At 40.8% G+C, this 15,440-nt stretch carries 13 protein-coding genes and 1 other annotated feature; of the genes, 8 read left to right on the top strand and 5 right to left on the bottom strand.

Going from position 1 to position 15,440, the window contains the following annotated elements; translation table 11 throughout:
* The first annotated feature begins 16 nt into the window (after positions 1–16).
* The 6 genes from ACSLGF_RS04305 to ACSLGF_RS04280 all read left to right on the top strand — a co-directional run bounded on the left by ACSLGF_RS04305 (position 17) and on the right by ACSLGF_RS04280 (position 8,073).
* Complete coding sequence (locus tag ACSLGF_RS04305) at positions 17–1,351, top strand: MFS transporter (RefSeq protein WP_456002870.1); 1,335 nt, start codon at positions 17–19, stop codon at positions 1,349–1,351.
* A 275-nt stretch (positions 1,352–1,626) separates the two neighbouring features.
* Positions 1,627–2,610 (top strand): YncE family protein, encoded by a 984-nt coding sequence (locus ACSLGF_RS04300; RefSeq protein ID WP_456002868.1) that lies wholly within the window; start codon positions 1,627–1,629, stop codon positions 2,608–2,610.
* The gene (locus ACSLGF_RS04295) at positions 2,607–3,293 is read left to right on the top strand and encodes a response regulator transcription factor (protein WP_456002866.1); all 687 of its coding nucleotides are present in this window, start codon (positions 2,607–2,609) and stop codon (positions 3,291–3,293) included. Before ACSLGF_RS04300 ends, ACSLGF_RS04295 begins: the two co-directional genes overlap by 4 nt.
* Positions 3,290–4,705: a HAMP domain-containing sensor histidine kinase gene (locus tag ACSLGF_RS04290; protein ID WP_456002865.1), complete on the top strand. Its 1,416-nt coding sequence runs from the start codon at positions 3,290–3,292 to the stop codon at positions 4,703–4,705. The genes ACSLGF_RS04295 and ACSLGF_RS04290 overlap by 4 nt, the downstream gene beginning before the upstream one ends.
* 213 nt (positions 4,706–4,918) lie before the next feature.
* Positions 4,919–7,081 carry an ArnT family glycosyltransferase gene (locus tag ACSLGF_RS04285; RefSeq protein WP_456002863.1) on the top strand — a complete coding sequence of 721 codons (2,163 nt, stop codon included), beginning with the start codon at positions 4,919–4,921 and terminating at the stop codon, positions 7,079–7,081.
* Positions 7,081–8,073, top strand: coding sequence for a glycosyltransferase family 2 protein (locus ACSLGF_RS04280; protein ID WP_099726361.1), 993 nt, complete (start codon positions 7,081–7,083; stop codon positions 8,071–8,073). Before ACSLGF_RS04285 ends, ACSLGF_RS04280 begins: the two co-directional genes overlap by 1 nt.
* 49 nt (positions 8,074–8,122) lie before the next feature.
* On the opposite strand, the gene ACSLGF_RS04275 is transcribed toward ACSLGF_RS04280, so the two are convergent.
* Together ACSLGF_RS04275 and ACSLGF_RS04270 are read right to left on the bottom strand one after the other, a co-directional pair.
* Positions 8,123–9,472 carry an amino acid permease gene (locus ACSLGF_RS04275; protein ID WP_456002861.1) on the bottom strand — a complete coding sequence of 450 codons (1,350 nt, stop codon included), beginning with the start codon at positions 9,470–9,472 and terminating at the stop codon, positions 8,123–8,125.
* Between the two features lie 75 nt (positions 9,473–9,547).
* Positions 9,548–9,772: a binding site (T-box leader), on the bottom strand.
* Positions 9,773–9,861: 89 nt separating this feature from the next.
* Entirely contained in the window at positions 9,862–10,536 is a 675-nt protein-coding gene (locus ACSLGF_RS04270; RefSeq protein WP_456002859.1) for an NAD(P)H-dependent oxidoreductase, read from the bottom strand.
* Between the two features lie 226 nt (positions 10,537–10,762).
* Here ACSLGF_RS04270 and ACSLGF_RS04265 point away from each other — a divergent pair, with 226 nt between their 5' ends.
* The gene (locus ACSLGF_RS04265) at positions 10,763–11,128 is read left to right on the top strand and encodes a winged helix-turn-helix transcriptional regulator (protein ID WP_456002857.1); all 366 of its coding nucleotides are present in this window, start codon (positions 10,763–10,765) and stop codon (positions 11,126–11,128) included.
* Positions 11,129–11,137: 9 nt separating this feature from the next.
* Here ACSLGF_RS04265 and ACSLGF_RS04260 read toward each other — a convergent pair whose 3' ends face one another.
* The 3 genes from ACSLGF_RS04260 to ctpB all read right to left on the bottom strand — a co-directional run bounded on the left by ACSLGF_RS04260 (position 11,138) and on the right by ctpB (position 14,539).
* On the bottom strand, positions 11,138–12,325 hold the full coding sequence (locus ACSLGF_RS04260) for a PDZ domain-containing protein (RefSeq protein ID WP_456002855.1): 1,188 nt from the start codon (positions 12,323–12,325) through the stop codon (positions 11,138–11,140).
* A 68-nt stretch (positions 12,326–12,393) separates the two neighbouring features.
* On the bottom strand, positions 12,394–12,747 hold the full coding sequence (locus ACSLGF_RS04255; protein WP_003212923.1) for a swarming motility protein SwrAA: 354 nt from the start codon (positions 12,745–12,747) through the stop codon (positions 12,394–12,396).
* A 343-nt stretch (positions 12,748–13,090) separates the two neighbouring features.
* Positions 13,091–14,539 carry a carboxy-terminal processing protease CtpB gene (gene ctpB, locus ACSLGF_RS04250; protein WP_456002853.1) on the bottom strand — a complete coding sequence of 483 codons (1,449 nt, stop codon included), beginning with the start codon at positions 14,537–14,539 and terminating at the stop codon, positions 13,091–13,093.
* A gap of 153 nt (positions 14,540–14,692) precedes the next feature.
* On the opposite strand from ctpB, the gene ACSLGF_RS04245 reads away from it, so the two are divergent.
* Positions 14,693–15,433 (top strand): sulfite exporter TauE/SafE family protein, encoded by a 741-nt coding sequence (locus tag ACSLGF_RS04245; protein ID WP_034318656.1) that lies wholly within the window; start codon positions 14,693–14,695, stop codon positions 15,431–15,433.
* The last annotated feature ends 7 nt before the right edge of the window (positions 15,434–15,440 follow it).

Raw genomic sequence — 15,440 nt, 5'->3', positions numbered from 1 at the left:
AAAGGTGGTATACACATTGAAGTTAAAAAAAGAGAACTTGATCATCTATTCTTTGTTACTTGGTGCTATTTTAGTTCCGGTCAACTCAACCATGATCGCAGTCGCTCTATCATCCATATCAACTTATTATGAACAATCCATTTCAAACATTACTTGGGTTGTCACGATTTATCTTATTGTCATGGCGGTTACTCAACCTATCGCTGGTAAGCTAGGAGATATATACGGCCACCGCAACATGTATTTAGTCGGTGTGATGCTCTTTTTGATTGGCTCGATTGGATGTGCTTTCGCACCTAATCTTGCTTTTCTCATCACCTTTCGATCAATCCAAGCAGCAGGTGGAGCTATTTTAACACCGAACAGCATTGCGTTAATTCGTTCAACGGTATCACCTGAAAAACTGTCTAAAACAATGGGGTTCTTTGGTTTTGGAGCAGGAATTGGTGCCGCACTTGGGCCTTTTATTGGCTCGATTCTCATTCAGAGTTTTGATTGGCATTCTATATTCTTAGTAAATATCCCATTTTTGTTCCTTACACTTGTCACAGGCGTTTTACTCATTCCAAAAATGAAGCATACACGCTTACAAGCAAGTGTAGACATCATCGGTTCATTGTACTTAACCATCGGGATTACCACACTCATTCTGTGCACAAAAAGCCAAGCATTAAATGAATACTTGGTCTATGGGATTCTAGCATTGATCGTGATTCCTTTATTCTTTAAACATGTACGGAAAGTAAAGAATCCGATCATCGATTTGTCTCTATTTAAAAACAGTTCTTTTACAAATGCTAATCTTTCTATCATGCTAAGCAATTTTGTCATGTACGCCATTCTTCTCATTATGCCGCTGTTTATGGAACAACAACTTGCACTTTCACACACACATAGCGGTATTATTCTTTCTGTCTTTTCACTTTGTATGTCTATTAGTGGCTTGCTCGGAGCAAAGCTCCATCCGATAAAAGGCGCAAAAAAAATGATTCGATTTTCATTTCTCTGCCTTACTTTATCAGGCATCATGCTTATCACACTAAGCAGTTACCCAAGTTTACCACTTCTCATTATCACATTAGTCGCAGGTGGAATTTCATCAGGAATTGGTATGACCAGTATGCAGATGGCTTCTTTAACATCCGTTGATCAAAACTTATCTGGTTCGGCATCTGGTATATTCTCTACCTTTCGATATTTTGGAAGTATCATATCGTCTACATTGATTGGTATCATAAGTGGTTTTCAAGCTCTATTTATTGTATTAATGGGCGCGGGTATTCTTGGTTTCCTTTTATCTCAACGCATAAAAACAAAATCCACCTCTCCATCATCGGGACATTCTGCCTAATGACTCCCTTCGCTCTAAGTTCATTTAGGGCGGGGGAGTTTTGATATTTGGATCACTGTAAGCTATAAAGATCACGATAATCAAACCGTGAAAATCATCTTTTATAGATAGAAAAATGTCATATGATTAGACGAAAAAGGGATTTCAGCTGAAAATTGTCCCACTTCCCCATCTAAAAGCTTTTTTTCATATCTTCCAGCAATAATAACTTCGATTTTTTTTCACAATTTTTGTGGTATGCTTTTTGAAAATAGAGGACGCAAAGGAGCGGAAGGATGGAACGTGTGAAATATTATTTGATCTGTTTGTCAGCTCTACTGATTTCCCTGTCAGGCTGCGGAAAAGACCAGCAATTTACGCCACCTGGCAGCGCGCAATCGGTCGCTGTGATTTCTCAATTAAAAAAAGCCACCTTTTCAATTGTTGATTTACAAAAGAATAAAATTGTCTCTTCCGTTGATTTAAAACATCCACTCACTGATCTCATTCAAATCAACAAAAACGTCATCATTGCGACAAGTAAAGAAGGACAATCCCTGATAGAAATCAATTTAAAAAAAGGAACAGCAACAGATTATATGGACGTGAATAAAGGGCTGACTTCACTTACCTATGATGCAGCTTCTCACACTTTACTTGTAGCGGATTCAAAGAAGAATGTCGTTTATTTTATTGATACACAGAGCAAAAAAATAAAAGCAACTGTGAAGACCGGAAAATCACCCTCTTCTATGGCGCTTTCTTCTTCAGGAACTTTGTTTGTTTTAAATGCAGAAAGTTATACAGTTTCAGTCATAGATATTGAAAAAGAAAAAAATACACGTACGATTTCTGTACTAGAACGGCCTTCTGGCATTCATTTTGATGGACATTCCATTTGGATTGGCGGACACGGTAAACCTGGCACCCTAAATAAAAGCATTTTTGCTTACGACCCTAAAACAGGTAAAAAACAGCGCGAAATCAAACTAGGCGTCATGCCAGTTGCATTTTTCTCAGAGGAAGATTCCTCTACTTTATATGTACTATGTCATGGAGATCATACGCTATACAAAGTAGATACAGAGACGAATCAGCAGCTTGCTTCTATTGAAACCGGTCAAAATCCGAATTATATCACCGCAGATACCGCATCAATATATGTGAGTAACTTAGATGACAATTCAGTATCAGTCATTGATAAACATACATTCATGATGAAAAATCGACTGAATGTCCCATCAGGGCCTTATGCTATCGTGTTGGAGGAAAAGAAATGAAAGAACAGATGCATATTTTAATAGTAGATGATGAGTTAGATATGCTTGAGTTAATTGGCTCCTTTTTGCAAAAACAAGGCTTTCATATTATCACTGCAAACAGTGGAATGGACGCCTTACATCAGCTTGAAAGGGAATCCGTTGACCTTGTTGTATTGGATATCATGATGCCTGATATGGATGGATTCGAAGTCTGCCAGCGTATCAGGCAAACATCCCAAATCCCCATTTTATTTTTAACAGCTAGAAGTTATGAGGAGGATCGAATTAGAGGACTTGAAATTGGAGCGGATGACTACATCATGAAGCCTTTCAGTCTGCGTGAGCTTGCAGCAAGAATTGAAACGACCTTAAGACGAATTAGGGGTCTTTCGCTAAAGCGCAGCCGAATGCAGATCGGCGATCTGGAGATTGATCAAGATGGCAGACAAGTCTACCTCCATCAAAAGCCCATTAATTTAACAAGAAGAGAATTTGATTTACTCATGTTTCTTCTGCTTAATCAAAGCCAAGTGTTTTCCCGTGAACAACTCTATCAAAAATTGTGGGAATCACACTCGACCAGTGGTTCTTTAAGAACAGTCGATACACATATTAAAACGCTACGACTGAAATTAAAGGGAGCTGAACAGCATATTCAAACCGTTTGGGGTGTCGGCTATAAGTTTGAGGAGGAAGAATGAAGCCATTATCCATTAAAAAGAAAGTACTCTTCTTAATCCTTGCAGTTACCGGAATTGTTGCAGCCTCAGCTCTCGCACTTACCTATTACTTATACCAGCACTTATATATTGATAAACAAATTGACTCCTTAAGTTTACAAGGAAAGAAGCTGGCAGAAATCTATCACAAACACGGTAAAGACACGTATTTTACCGATAGAATCGAATGGGCAAATGACTCAAGTGAGGCGAACATTATTTTCACAGATGACCCAATGGAGCTTTCAAGTGGTATCCCTTTTGATACGAACACCAATGATAACCTCATCACGTTCAAGGAACGCCAAAAGCTTCTTCAAGGGGAAACCGTCGTGTTAATTAGAGAACATCCACAGTTTCATCAAGATATTCTCGGTATCGCCATCCCTGTTTTCTCAAACAAAGAGGACCTATCGGGGACAATTTTTCTCTCGATACCCTTATCCGATGTTTATGAACCATTTGTCCAAATCAGATTGACACTTGGTGTCTCCATTTTATTTATCCTTCTGCTGATTTTCTTTATCGGATATAAGAGTTCCAATAAAGTCGTGCGGACGATTAATAAAATGAAAGAAATTGCAATGGAAATGGAATCTGGTGATTTTTCAAAACGCATGGCTGTGACTAAAAAAGGGGATGAGTTAAATCAGCTTAGCCGTTCCTTTAATAAACTGTCTTCTACCCTCGAAAAGGTTGAACAGCACCGCAGAGAATTTCTTGCGAATGTGTCTCACGAACTTAGGACTCCTTTAAGTTATATGAAAGGATATGCAGAAGGAATTGAAGAGGGCGTCATTGATCAAAAAAAAGGAATGCAAATCATCCAAGATGAAGCCACACGTTTAAGCCGGCTTGTTCACGATCTTTTAGATCTTGCGCAGTTAGAGGGGGATTCTTATCCACTAACGACGGAGCCAATCGTCTTTGCACAGCTTATCCATGATGTTCTTGATCAAATGGCAATCATCGCTAATCAAAAAGGCATTTCTCTCAAACGGACACTTGAAGAGGATTGTATTGTTTATGGTGATAGCGATCGCCTACAACAAGTGGTCCGTAATTTACTGGACAATGCCATTCATTACACTCCATCTGGGAAGTCAATTTCGATTGAATTACATGTTCAGCAAAACACGGCTGAATTGAGAGTGACGGACGAAGGCAATGGCATTCCAAAAGAAGATCTACCGCATGTTTCCGAGCGATTTTATCGAGTAAATAAAGCACGTACGAGAAAGGATGGCGGCTCTGGGCTTGGACTAGCTATTGTCTATCAAATTATCAAAAAACATCATGGCATATTCATTATTCAATCTAAGCCCGGACTCGGAACAACAGCCATCATTCAGCTGCCTAATGCTTCATTCAATGAGAGCTTGCCTACTCAATAACAAATCACAGATCTTGTCATACTCTCATTTGGAACCTCTCCTTTCTCTTATAGATCAGTATCAATAGCATATGTATACAACTTGAACAGTTCTTTTCAACAAGAGCTGTTTTTATTCCACTAAAACATAAAGAATTGGTCTTTTTTTATTAACAATTTATTCATATTTGCTTGTTACACTTTTTTCAAGTTAAGAAAAAGGAGTGACATGCTTTTGATCAGACGTTTTCAGAAATTTGATATTTATTTATTTTTCATATTGATCTTATCTGCCATCTTAAACATTTATCACATTTGGAAAGATGATACGGTGAATGCGTATTATACTGCCGCTGTTACAAGTATGATGCAAAGTTGGCATAATTTCTTCTTTGCTTCATTTGATCCAGCAAGGTATGTCACGGTGGATAAACCACCGCTCGCCTTCTGGCTGCAAACGATCAGTGCCAAAATTTTTGGTTTACATGGATGGAGTGTGATTTTGCCTCAAGCTTTGGCTGGCATTGGATCTGTTTATTTCATCTACCGTCTTGTCAAACCTACATTTGGTCAGGCCGCTGCAAGACTGGCTGCACTCATTATGGCTTGTACACCAATCGCAGTCGCTGTATCTCGTACAAATAACATTGACAGCTTACTTGTTTTTATCCTTTTACTAGCAACAGGAATGATGTTCAAGGCTGTGAAACAGCAAAAGGTGCTTTGGGCGATCGCTTCATTTGCAATGATCGGCGTCGGATTTAATACAAAGATGCTGCAAGCCTATATGATCGTACCAGCACTCATCCTTTTTTACATCATAGCTTATCGCACGACATGGAAGAAAAAATTGCTTTCACTGATGATTTCAATGATTGTTCTTTTAGGTGTATCTGCTTCGTGGTCGATAGCCGTTGATCTCACCTCAAAAGACAATCGCCCTTATATGGGATCAAGTCAATCCAATTCTGCATTAGAACTAGCCTTTGGCTACAACGGTCTCCAGCGGCTGACTGGTCAACAGTCTGGCGGAATGGGCGGCGGCTCAAGTGAGAGTGGAGGTCAACCACCTTCACAGCAGGGTGATCAGCAAAACGATAATGATTCATCCACCATGCCTCAGCCGCCATCTAATGGAAATCAAAGCAGCTCAGACAGCTCAAATCAATCTTCCGGTCAGGGACAGCCGTCTATGCAAGGACCGCCAAGCAGTACAAATGGCACGACACCACCTGATATGCCTTCTGGAGATGGAGGAAATGGTGCCGGCCCGCCTAATGGTGGTGGCGGAAAAATGGGAAATAGTTCTGGCATGTTTGGTACAGGAACAAAAGGTCCATTACGTCTGTTCCAATCTGAACTGTCCGATCAAATCAGCTGGCTGCTCCCATTTGCACTCTTTGGCGCTATTGGTATCTTCCTCTCAACAGCATTTGAAAGAAGACGTCTCAATACAAAACAAAAAGAAACACTATTTTGGTTAGCTTGGCTTATACCCGTTGCTGGATTTTTCAGTGTAGCTGGATTTTTCCACCACTATTATTTAATCATGCTGGCACCGCCAATTGCCGTATTAGCTGGAGCAGGCTGGGCCTCTATGACTCAATTATTCCAAACAGGAACCGGCTTTAAAAAATGGCTGCTTCCGATTGCTATTTTGGTAACAACATCATTTGAAGTCTTTATCTTATCCACCTTTACAAGCACGATTGGTTTTGGATTAAGCATTGCGGTCGGTCTCATTGGCGTTGGATCCGTCCTTGCCCTGCTCTTTATAAAAGGAAAAGAAAAGCTAAAACAACTGGCGTCTCTCATCGCCATCCTTAGCATGCTGATCGCACCACTGTTCTGGGCAAGCACACCTCTTCTTTATGGAGGAAACAGCATGCTGCCAGAGGCTGGTCCTCAGCTTGCAACTTCAAGTGGCATTATGGGTTCCCAGGTGAATGAGAAGCTGATCAGCTACCTTGAGAAAAACAATACAGGGGAAGCCTTCCTGTTTGGTACAACAGATGCAACCACAGCTTCCCCTTACATTATTAAGACAGGGAAAGCGGTTATGGCATTAGGTGGATTTAGTGGCTCCGATAACATTTTAACGCTTAGCGAATTTAAACAGCTCGTCAAAGACGGAAAAATCAAATACTTCTATCTCTCTGGTATGAGAGGCGGAAGCTCAGACATTCTGAACTGGATTCAGAAAAACGGCAAAGAAGTGGCTGCTTCTAAATGGCAGAACACTTCTACATCCAAAACGAAACAACAAACAGGCAGCACTGACAGCAAGCAATCTGAACAACCTGATCAGTCAAATGGACGAATGGGCGGAATGGAGAGTGGCACCCTTTACGAACTATCCGTTGATTCATTCATCTATCAAAAGGAGGAAAATGGCTGATGGAAAAAAGCATACAATATTCGATTGTTGTCCCAGTTTATAATGAAGAACTTGTCATCCATGAATCGTATCAGCGGCTCAAAACCGTCATGGATTCGACGGGAGAAGCATATGAGCTTCTCTTCGTCAATGACGGCAGTATGGATCGAACAGCTGAGCTGATTAAAGGATATTGCCAAACAGATCCGAATGTGAGACTCATTGATTTTTCTCGTAATTTTGGACATCAAATTGCGATCACAGCTGGCATGGATTATGCAAAGGGTCAGTCCATCGTGGTGATCGATGCAGATTTACAAGATCCGCCTGAATTGATATTAGAAATGATCGCAAAATGGAAGGAAGGCTATGAAGTGGTCTACGCCGTCCGCACCAAACGAAAAGGCGAATCGGTTTTCAAAAAGTACACCGCCTCCCTTTTCTATCGGGTTCTACGTCAAATTACCGAAGTAGACATTCCCATCGACACAGGTGACTTCAGGTTGATGGATCGTAAGGTGTGTCATGAAATGAGAAAAATACGCGAGAAAAACCCATTTGTCCGCGGCTTAGTCAGCTGGGTCGGCTTCAAACAAATTGCGGTAGAATACGTTCGAGATGAGCGGCTAGCAGGAGAAACGAAGTATCCTCTCAAAAAGATGCTCAAGCTCTCGATGGACGGAATTACGTCTTTCTCCTATAAACCTTTAAAACTAGCCAGTGTGGCAGGCATTGCCCTTTCTGCTATTGGATTCATTTCTATGTTTCTTGTTTTGTACTTAAAGCTTTTTACCAATAGCACGATTACTGGCTGGAGTTCATTAATTGTCATTCAGCTGTTCTTTAGCGGCATCATCCTCTTCATGCTGGGAATGATCGGAGAGTATATTGGCCGAATTTACGATGAAGCGAAGGACCGGCCGCTTTATATCGTCAAGGAGAGCTACGGGCTTCAAGCAAAGCCGCACCCGGTTCAATCACCTGTTCATTTCAAGCACTACAAACAGCATTAAAAAAAGCGTGCAAGACCTTCTTGAAAAGGTCCAGCACGCTTTTTTTGTATTAAGCGGCTGTTTCAAACCGCTTTCTGTTGATGAAGAAAGAAAGTGTAATGATGAGATAAATGCCCATTGTGACCATCGTTTGTACAATTGGAGTTGTTGACACAACGCCGATAAAAATGGCCATGATCGCAATCACAGAAAACCATGTTGTGAAAGGATACAGCTTGACGCGATATCCCCCTGGTTCTGCTACGCTTCGAGATTTCAAATGACCGACAGCAATGATAAACCAGATGAATAAGACCGTATAACTTAAAGATCCCATCAAATAATTGAAGGTTTGACTTCCCACAAAAAGAGAAATCAATACAGCCGCATACAATGTGGATGTACACACAAGGATTGCTCTGACAGGCACCTGCTGTTTTGATAGCTTGGAGAAGCCTCTCCATATACGCCCATCCATCGCCTGCGTATAAAGGACTCTTGATGAAGCATACAGTCCAGAGTTCATAGAAGACAAGATCGCTAGTAAAATGATACCGTTCATGATGTCACTTGCATACGGCACACCAATTGTTGCAAACACTGTGACGAATGGACTCACTTGCTCATTGTTTACTTGATTCCAAGGGATTAAGCTGACAATGATAAAGAACGGCAGTACATAGAAACCGATGATTCGTACAAATGTACTTTGAATGGCCTTTGGGATGACTTTTTCAGGGTTTTTTGTTTCTGCTAATGTAACCCCTATCATCTCAGTTCCGCCATAGGAATACACTACAACCAGCATTGCCGCAATTAAGCCGCCAGTTCCATTAGGGAAAAATCCACCGTGGTCGGTTAAGTTGGATAATCCCGGTGCTGCATGCTGTCCGAATGAGACAAACAGCATCGTTAACCCAATGATAATAAATAAAATAATGACAGCAATTTTAATGGAAGCTAACCAGTACTCTGTCTCAGCAAACATTTTGACTGAACAAACATTGATCAATGTCACAACAAGTGAAATGATTAACACAAGCGTCCAAATCGGCACTTGCGGAAACCAGTACTGAATAAAGATCGCAGACACAATGGCTTCTGCTGCAATGTTCAGCACCCACATTTTCCAATAGATCCAGTCTAAGAAATAGGCCGGATATTTTCCTAACACAGGTTCAATTAAATCACGGAATGTTCTTGCGCCAGGTCGTGCAACGGTCATTTCGGCAAGTCCTTGCATAATAAATAATAAAATAAGACCACCAATCATATATGCCAAAATGACAGCAGGACCTGCAATATCAATGGCAGAACTGCTTCCTTTAAACAGACCGGCACCGATTGCACCGCCAAGCGCAAGCATCATAATATGCCTTGACGTCATTGTTCGTTTTAACTGCACATGTTCCTTTTCCATTTTCTATAGCTCCTTTAAATTTGAATCTTCAGATAAATATAGGATAAAAGCATATAAAAAGGCCAGCCATCTCCTTGAAGAGACGACTGACCCTGCAACCGCGTTACCACTCTTATTGATCCAGCTATAGCTGAATCCAACTTAAAACCCGATAACGGAGGTCACACGTAAAGACTTACAATTCATTCAGTCTTACCGCTCTTTGAGCGAGTTCAATGATTCGTTTTACTGCGTTGCACCGACCCGCAGTTCTCTTAAAAAACGGATGTTCATCTACTATTCTCAAGTCAAAGCGTTTATAGTCAATTTATATATTCATCAAAGATTTTATTTTTTAAATATACTGACTAACCACGCAATTGTCAACATCCTTTTTCAGACAGCCTCTATTAACGAATCCAAACAGCTACTTTATCCATCGGACGGCGTGTTTTGCCGCGCTTTGGCTCAGTGACACGATAACCAAAGGCTGCCATCACAGAAACGTCGTACTGACCATCCTCAAGTAATCCTTCTTCATCTAGAATACGATGAATCTCATCGTAGCTAAATCCTTCAACTGGGCATGAATCAATGCCGATTTGTGCAGCAGCTGTCATCATGTTTCCAAGGGCAATATACGTTTGTTTTGAAGCCCAATCAAAAAGCGTACGGTCATTTTCTAACAAATGGAGATCGTTCTCTTGGAATTCTTTGTAGCGTCCCTTTACCATATCAAACGTCTCGTCTGTCATTCCTTTGATTTGCTTGTTGATGTATTCTGCATATGCTGAATCATAGCGGGCATCGGTTCTTGCCAAGATGATCACAAAATGGCTGGCAGTTGGAAGCTGTTTTTGCGCCCCCCATGTATACTCTTTTAATTTTTCTCTAAAAGCTTCATTTTGAACGACGAGGAACTTCCAAGGCTCAAATCCTACAGAACTTGGGGAAAGTCTTCCTGCTTCTAAAATAAACGCAAAATCATCCTCTGAAATCTTTTTCGCTGGGTCAAACTCTTTTGTCGCATGCCGGAACTCATACGCGTCAATGATTTCTTTTTTTAATTGCTCTTTGTCTCGCATTTTATTCATCCTTTCTATTGACAAATAGGGTGTGTGTTTCATCAATCCAATTTCTTTCCATTCTCATATAGAATTGTTATGATAAGAAAACAAACAGCCCGAATGTGTGATGTGATATCTCTATGGTAAAAGAAAAGCTTCCATCGATTCAAGTACGCACATTTTTGTTCGTTAGGTACAATCATGTTCGTTTATCACCATTTTCGTCTTAGAAAGGAGTGTAAAGATGAGTGCACCATCCAATCCAGTCAGCATTGTGAATCATGGCTGTCCCGTTTCGGTTACAACGAGTGTCATTGGAGGGAAATGGAAGGGAGTCATCCTTTATCATTTGACTTGCGGTCCAAAACGATACAACGAATTACGCCGGCTTCTGCCAAGAATTTCGCAGCGTGTTCTCACGCTGCAATTACGTGAGCTTGAACAAGACGGTGTTGTTCACAGAGAAGTCTATGAGGAGATTCCCCCTCGTGTCGAATACTCACTGACTTCTCTTGGAGATACATTAAAGCCCATCATCTTCGCCATGCGTGAATGGGGTGAATCATATGGAAAAGAAACACGCCCAAAAGAAAAAAGCTGCCATCTCTAGCAGCTTTTTTTAAGATGAAATCGCTGTTGGTTCTTGCTGTGGATCATCCTTCACAAACAGGATGCCAAGCTGATGATGCTCTCCTTCGTAAGAAGCGCGTTTCTCAAACCTTGTCTGACCGTTTAAGCCAATGATCTCAAGCTTTGTCAGAGCACGGTTGGTTTGTAGAGCTTCATAAAATTCTGAAACCGTTTTGACTTCAATTCCATTTACCTTTGTAATGACTTCTCCGATCTCAAGCTTTAAATCAGCCGCGGGTGTATTCGGAATGATTCCAAGCACCATCAGCCCTTGATTCCGCTTAGAGAAGTAGAACGGCGCAGCATTGTCGTTGACCCTCTGCTTCCATGAAAGAAAGGCTCTTCCGACAATCGCTATCACAACAGCTCCCCAAGCTATAGGTTCAAACCAAATACTTGCAGCACCTAGTAAGGCAACAGCGAGTCCGAGCATGAGAATGCGACGAGCCGTAATTTGAATACTGACAATTGGCAGCGATCCTTGAATCCGCTGGCCGAAGCCGATGATATATGGAATCAAAATAAATGAAAAGCTTTGATCATGCACTTGAAGCACCGGCCACCATGGCAGGGAAGAAGTCAATTCACCTGCCGGCATCAGCAAAACAAGCGGTAAAAGCCACAGACGGTTTGCCCGCTGCTGACCAATCAAAAGTCCTCTCGCACTCATCACCATTGCAGGCGATGTACGTAAATGCGCCGTTCGGTATGCTAGAATCCCCTCGGCCATTAATAGGAGCCCTAGCAGAATGACAACGGCTGATGCATTCATCATTGAGAGCTGCGGAAGCCAAGAATGGCTCACTTGGAAATACATCAGTCCAAGTGCCGCAATAAAACTGAAACCGAGTGTGTATGCAGACGAAAGCGCACTCGCCTTAAAGAATAAAGAGAATACGATGGTCATTGCTGCAATCAGCACGATGAATCCAGGCGGGAGGGCAATCCCTAAGCCTACTGAAATGACGGATAGACAAACTCCTAGAATCCATCCCTTTGAATATGTAAATTTAAGCTCATCGTAAACATCTTCTATTCTTGTTTGAAACGCTTTTCTCTCCCGCTTTACGCGGATGTAGCCATACAATAGACTGATTAATATCATGAAATAAAAAAGAGGATGGATTAAAAACAGACCGACCGCTTTTAATCCGGCTCCCATCCACTCCGAGCTCATTATCGTTCACCGCCCAAGTCAAGCATTTTCTCTTATTCTATCAAATAAATCGATGCTTGACATCAGGTTTATTTCTCCTGATTCATCCAAAGTGTGACATTCGACAGTGAAAAATCTTTTAAATAGTGATTCACATCTACATCTAGTATGCCGCCGAGAAGCTGCATCGACCTCTTGATGTCGGTTAAGTTTATACCAAGTCTCTTATGATTATCCATTAAATAATTGAAGTATATCTCAGCACAGTCTTCATCGATTTCGTCGACTGATTCTACCGTTGTGTAATTGACCAAGTATCTGCTTAACAGCATGAGCAGACTTAATGCCTTTGTAGCGGAAAACGTCACATCTTTCGAACGACTCTTAAGTTCCTCTACCAACTCGTAATATTTTTTCTCTCTCACAATACTTGCCCTTTTCAATTGTGTACCCCCATTTACTAGTTCTTTTAAGAAAAGCGCAAACCTCGGTACAGCTTAAAGCTCAAGCTGAATATCCGCAAAAAATAAAATATTTAAAATGAGTGCTACTTTTTATTGTAAGAATTATTTATGTAACATACAACTTTCAAAAGTTTCATTTTCATGACATGTTTAAATCAACAGAAAGTCTCTTATATAAATATGTTATCGGGTAAAATCGAAGGAATGTTATGTTTTTTGTAAAATAAATGAATATATTTCTCGATATAATATATTTTTAAGAATAAATTATTACATGTTCGTGACACTTATGAACCAAAAAAAGAGGCATTTATTCGCCTCTTTATTTTTTAAGATATAGTGCTTTTAGTGCAGTCTGCAGCTGGAGATCATTTTTTTCGTAGGATTTTACTTCATCCACCATTTTGTTCATCATTTTCGCTGTCTTCAAATCAATAACACCTGACTTTTCCAGATTATATGTGCTTTGGAAGGCAAGTACGGCTTTTTTCGTTTCTTCATCAAAGTATCCATCTACTCTGCCAGGATCAAATGACAACCCTTTTAACAGCGTCTGTGCTTGTCTAACTTCTTCGTTGTTCATATCAAGCTGAAGCGGTTCTTTTAGCTGAAGCGGGCCGGCAGTAAAGTAATCTGGCTGATGAATCGCAATAGTGGGCACGACACCTTTTTTGTGAATCCAATTCCCTTTTGGTGTCAGCCATTTATACAGCGTTAATTTAATATTACTTCCATCTCCCATTGGAACCGCCTGCTGCACAGTTCCTTTCCCAAAGGAGACATCACCTACCACTTCATACTTTCCGGCTTCTTTCATTGCACCAGCAAGTATCTCAGAGGCAGATGCACTGCCTTTATCAATTAAGACGTTGACCGGGTAAGGTTTCTGTTCTTTCCGTTTTGAAAAATATCGTTTTCGGTCGCCGTTCCGTTCTGCGATTTGAATATATGGCTGATCCTTCGTAATAAAATGCTTCAAAATATCTTCTACACTTTGTAGATAGCCGCCAGGATTTCCTCTCACATCCAGTACAAGACCCTCTATGCCCTTTTTCTCGAGCTTATTCAGGCTTGACGTGAAATCCTTCGCAGTATCTTCAGAGAAGCTAGAGATCGCAATATAGCCTGTTTTATGACCATTTACCTCTTTCATAGAGGAAGTCACTGTTTCAAGCGGGATTTCTTCTCGTTTGATATGGAACGTTAAATCTTTTTCAATCCCGTTTCGTCTGATTTTCAAGACGACAGACGTTCCTTTTTTTCCTCGTATTTTCAGCACAGCATCGTTTAAGCTTTTTTCTTTCATCGGCTCACCATCAATACTGATGATTTCATCTTTCGGCTTAAGACCTGCTTTGGCTGCAGGGGATTTTTTAAAGGCAGAGACGATAATGATCTTTCCTTCATCTATCCCTACTTCTGCCCCAATTCCCTCAAAAGAGGAATCAAGCGAATCAGAAAATTGTTTTGCAGTTTGCTTGTCCATGTATACTGAATACGGATCATTTAAAGTTGAAAGCATCCCTTGAATGGCGCCTTCAAGCAGCTTTTGGCGATCCACTTCCTCTACATATTCATTTGAAATGAGGTCATAGGCTTTCTCGATTTTCTCCATTCCATTTTCTTTCGCCCGATCACTTGATTGAGCTTGTCCAGCCATTGCAGAAGCTGCGTTCGGTGACTCCGCATGAGTCCCCTCTTTATGCGTGATAACCCCTGCACTCATTAATAGAACGACACTCACCATAATAGATGCGATTTGTTTTTTCATATTTGGCCTCCTTCTTCAACTCTTCCTGATGACCTGAGTTATTATATGCCAGAAGAAGGGATTTCATGTAAGGACATTCTCCCGCGAAAGCTTGACTAATCATTTCATTAGGTGTAATTTTTATTTTGTTATGATCGAGAAGGAGTCTTTGCAATGTATATTATATTAACTATGCTTTTTTTAGGAATTTTATTAGGGTTTGTAGGAGCTGGCGGGGCTGGTTTTGTCATCGCATTGCTTACGTTAATATTTGATGTACCAATCCATACAGCACTAGGTACGTCTCTAGCCGCTATGGCATTTACGACATTATCAGGTGCTTACAGTCACTACCGGGAAGGAAATATTCAGCTCAAATCTGGTTTGATTGTCGGTGCTTTAGCTTGTATTGCCTCTTTTGCGGGAGCAAAGGTTGCTCCTTTTATTCCAGAGGAAAGCTTGCACTATTTAACAGCCGGTATGCTCTTTTTATCTGCTGTTTTTATGATGATCAAATTATTTGTCCTCAATGAAGAAGCAGAGCAGCAGCCGCTTTCTTCACGTCAGCTGCTGACAAGGGGCATTATTTTAGGACTTGTATCAGGTATGCTGTCAGGCATGTTTGGTATTGGGTCTGCACCATTTATTCAAGTAGGACTTTTGATTTTGCTGAAACTATCTATTAGACAGGCTGTTGGCACGACCATGCTTGTCATTATTCCGATCTCCATTGGCGGTGGAATTGGTTATATTTCAGAGGGCTATGTTGATTTTATTTTGCTGATTCAAATCTTAATTGGAACAGTATTAGGGGCATTTATTGGCGCGAAATTCACACGACTTGCACCGAAGCTCTTATTGAAATCCGCTGTGCTGTTAACACCTATTATTGCCGGGTTACTGCTGTTATTTTAATTTTATC

The organism is Bacillus sp. A015, assembly GCF_053851875.1.
This window is presented reverse-complemented; position numbering and strand designations above follow the sequence as displayed.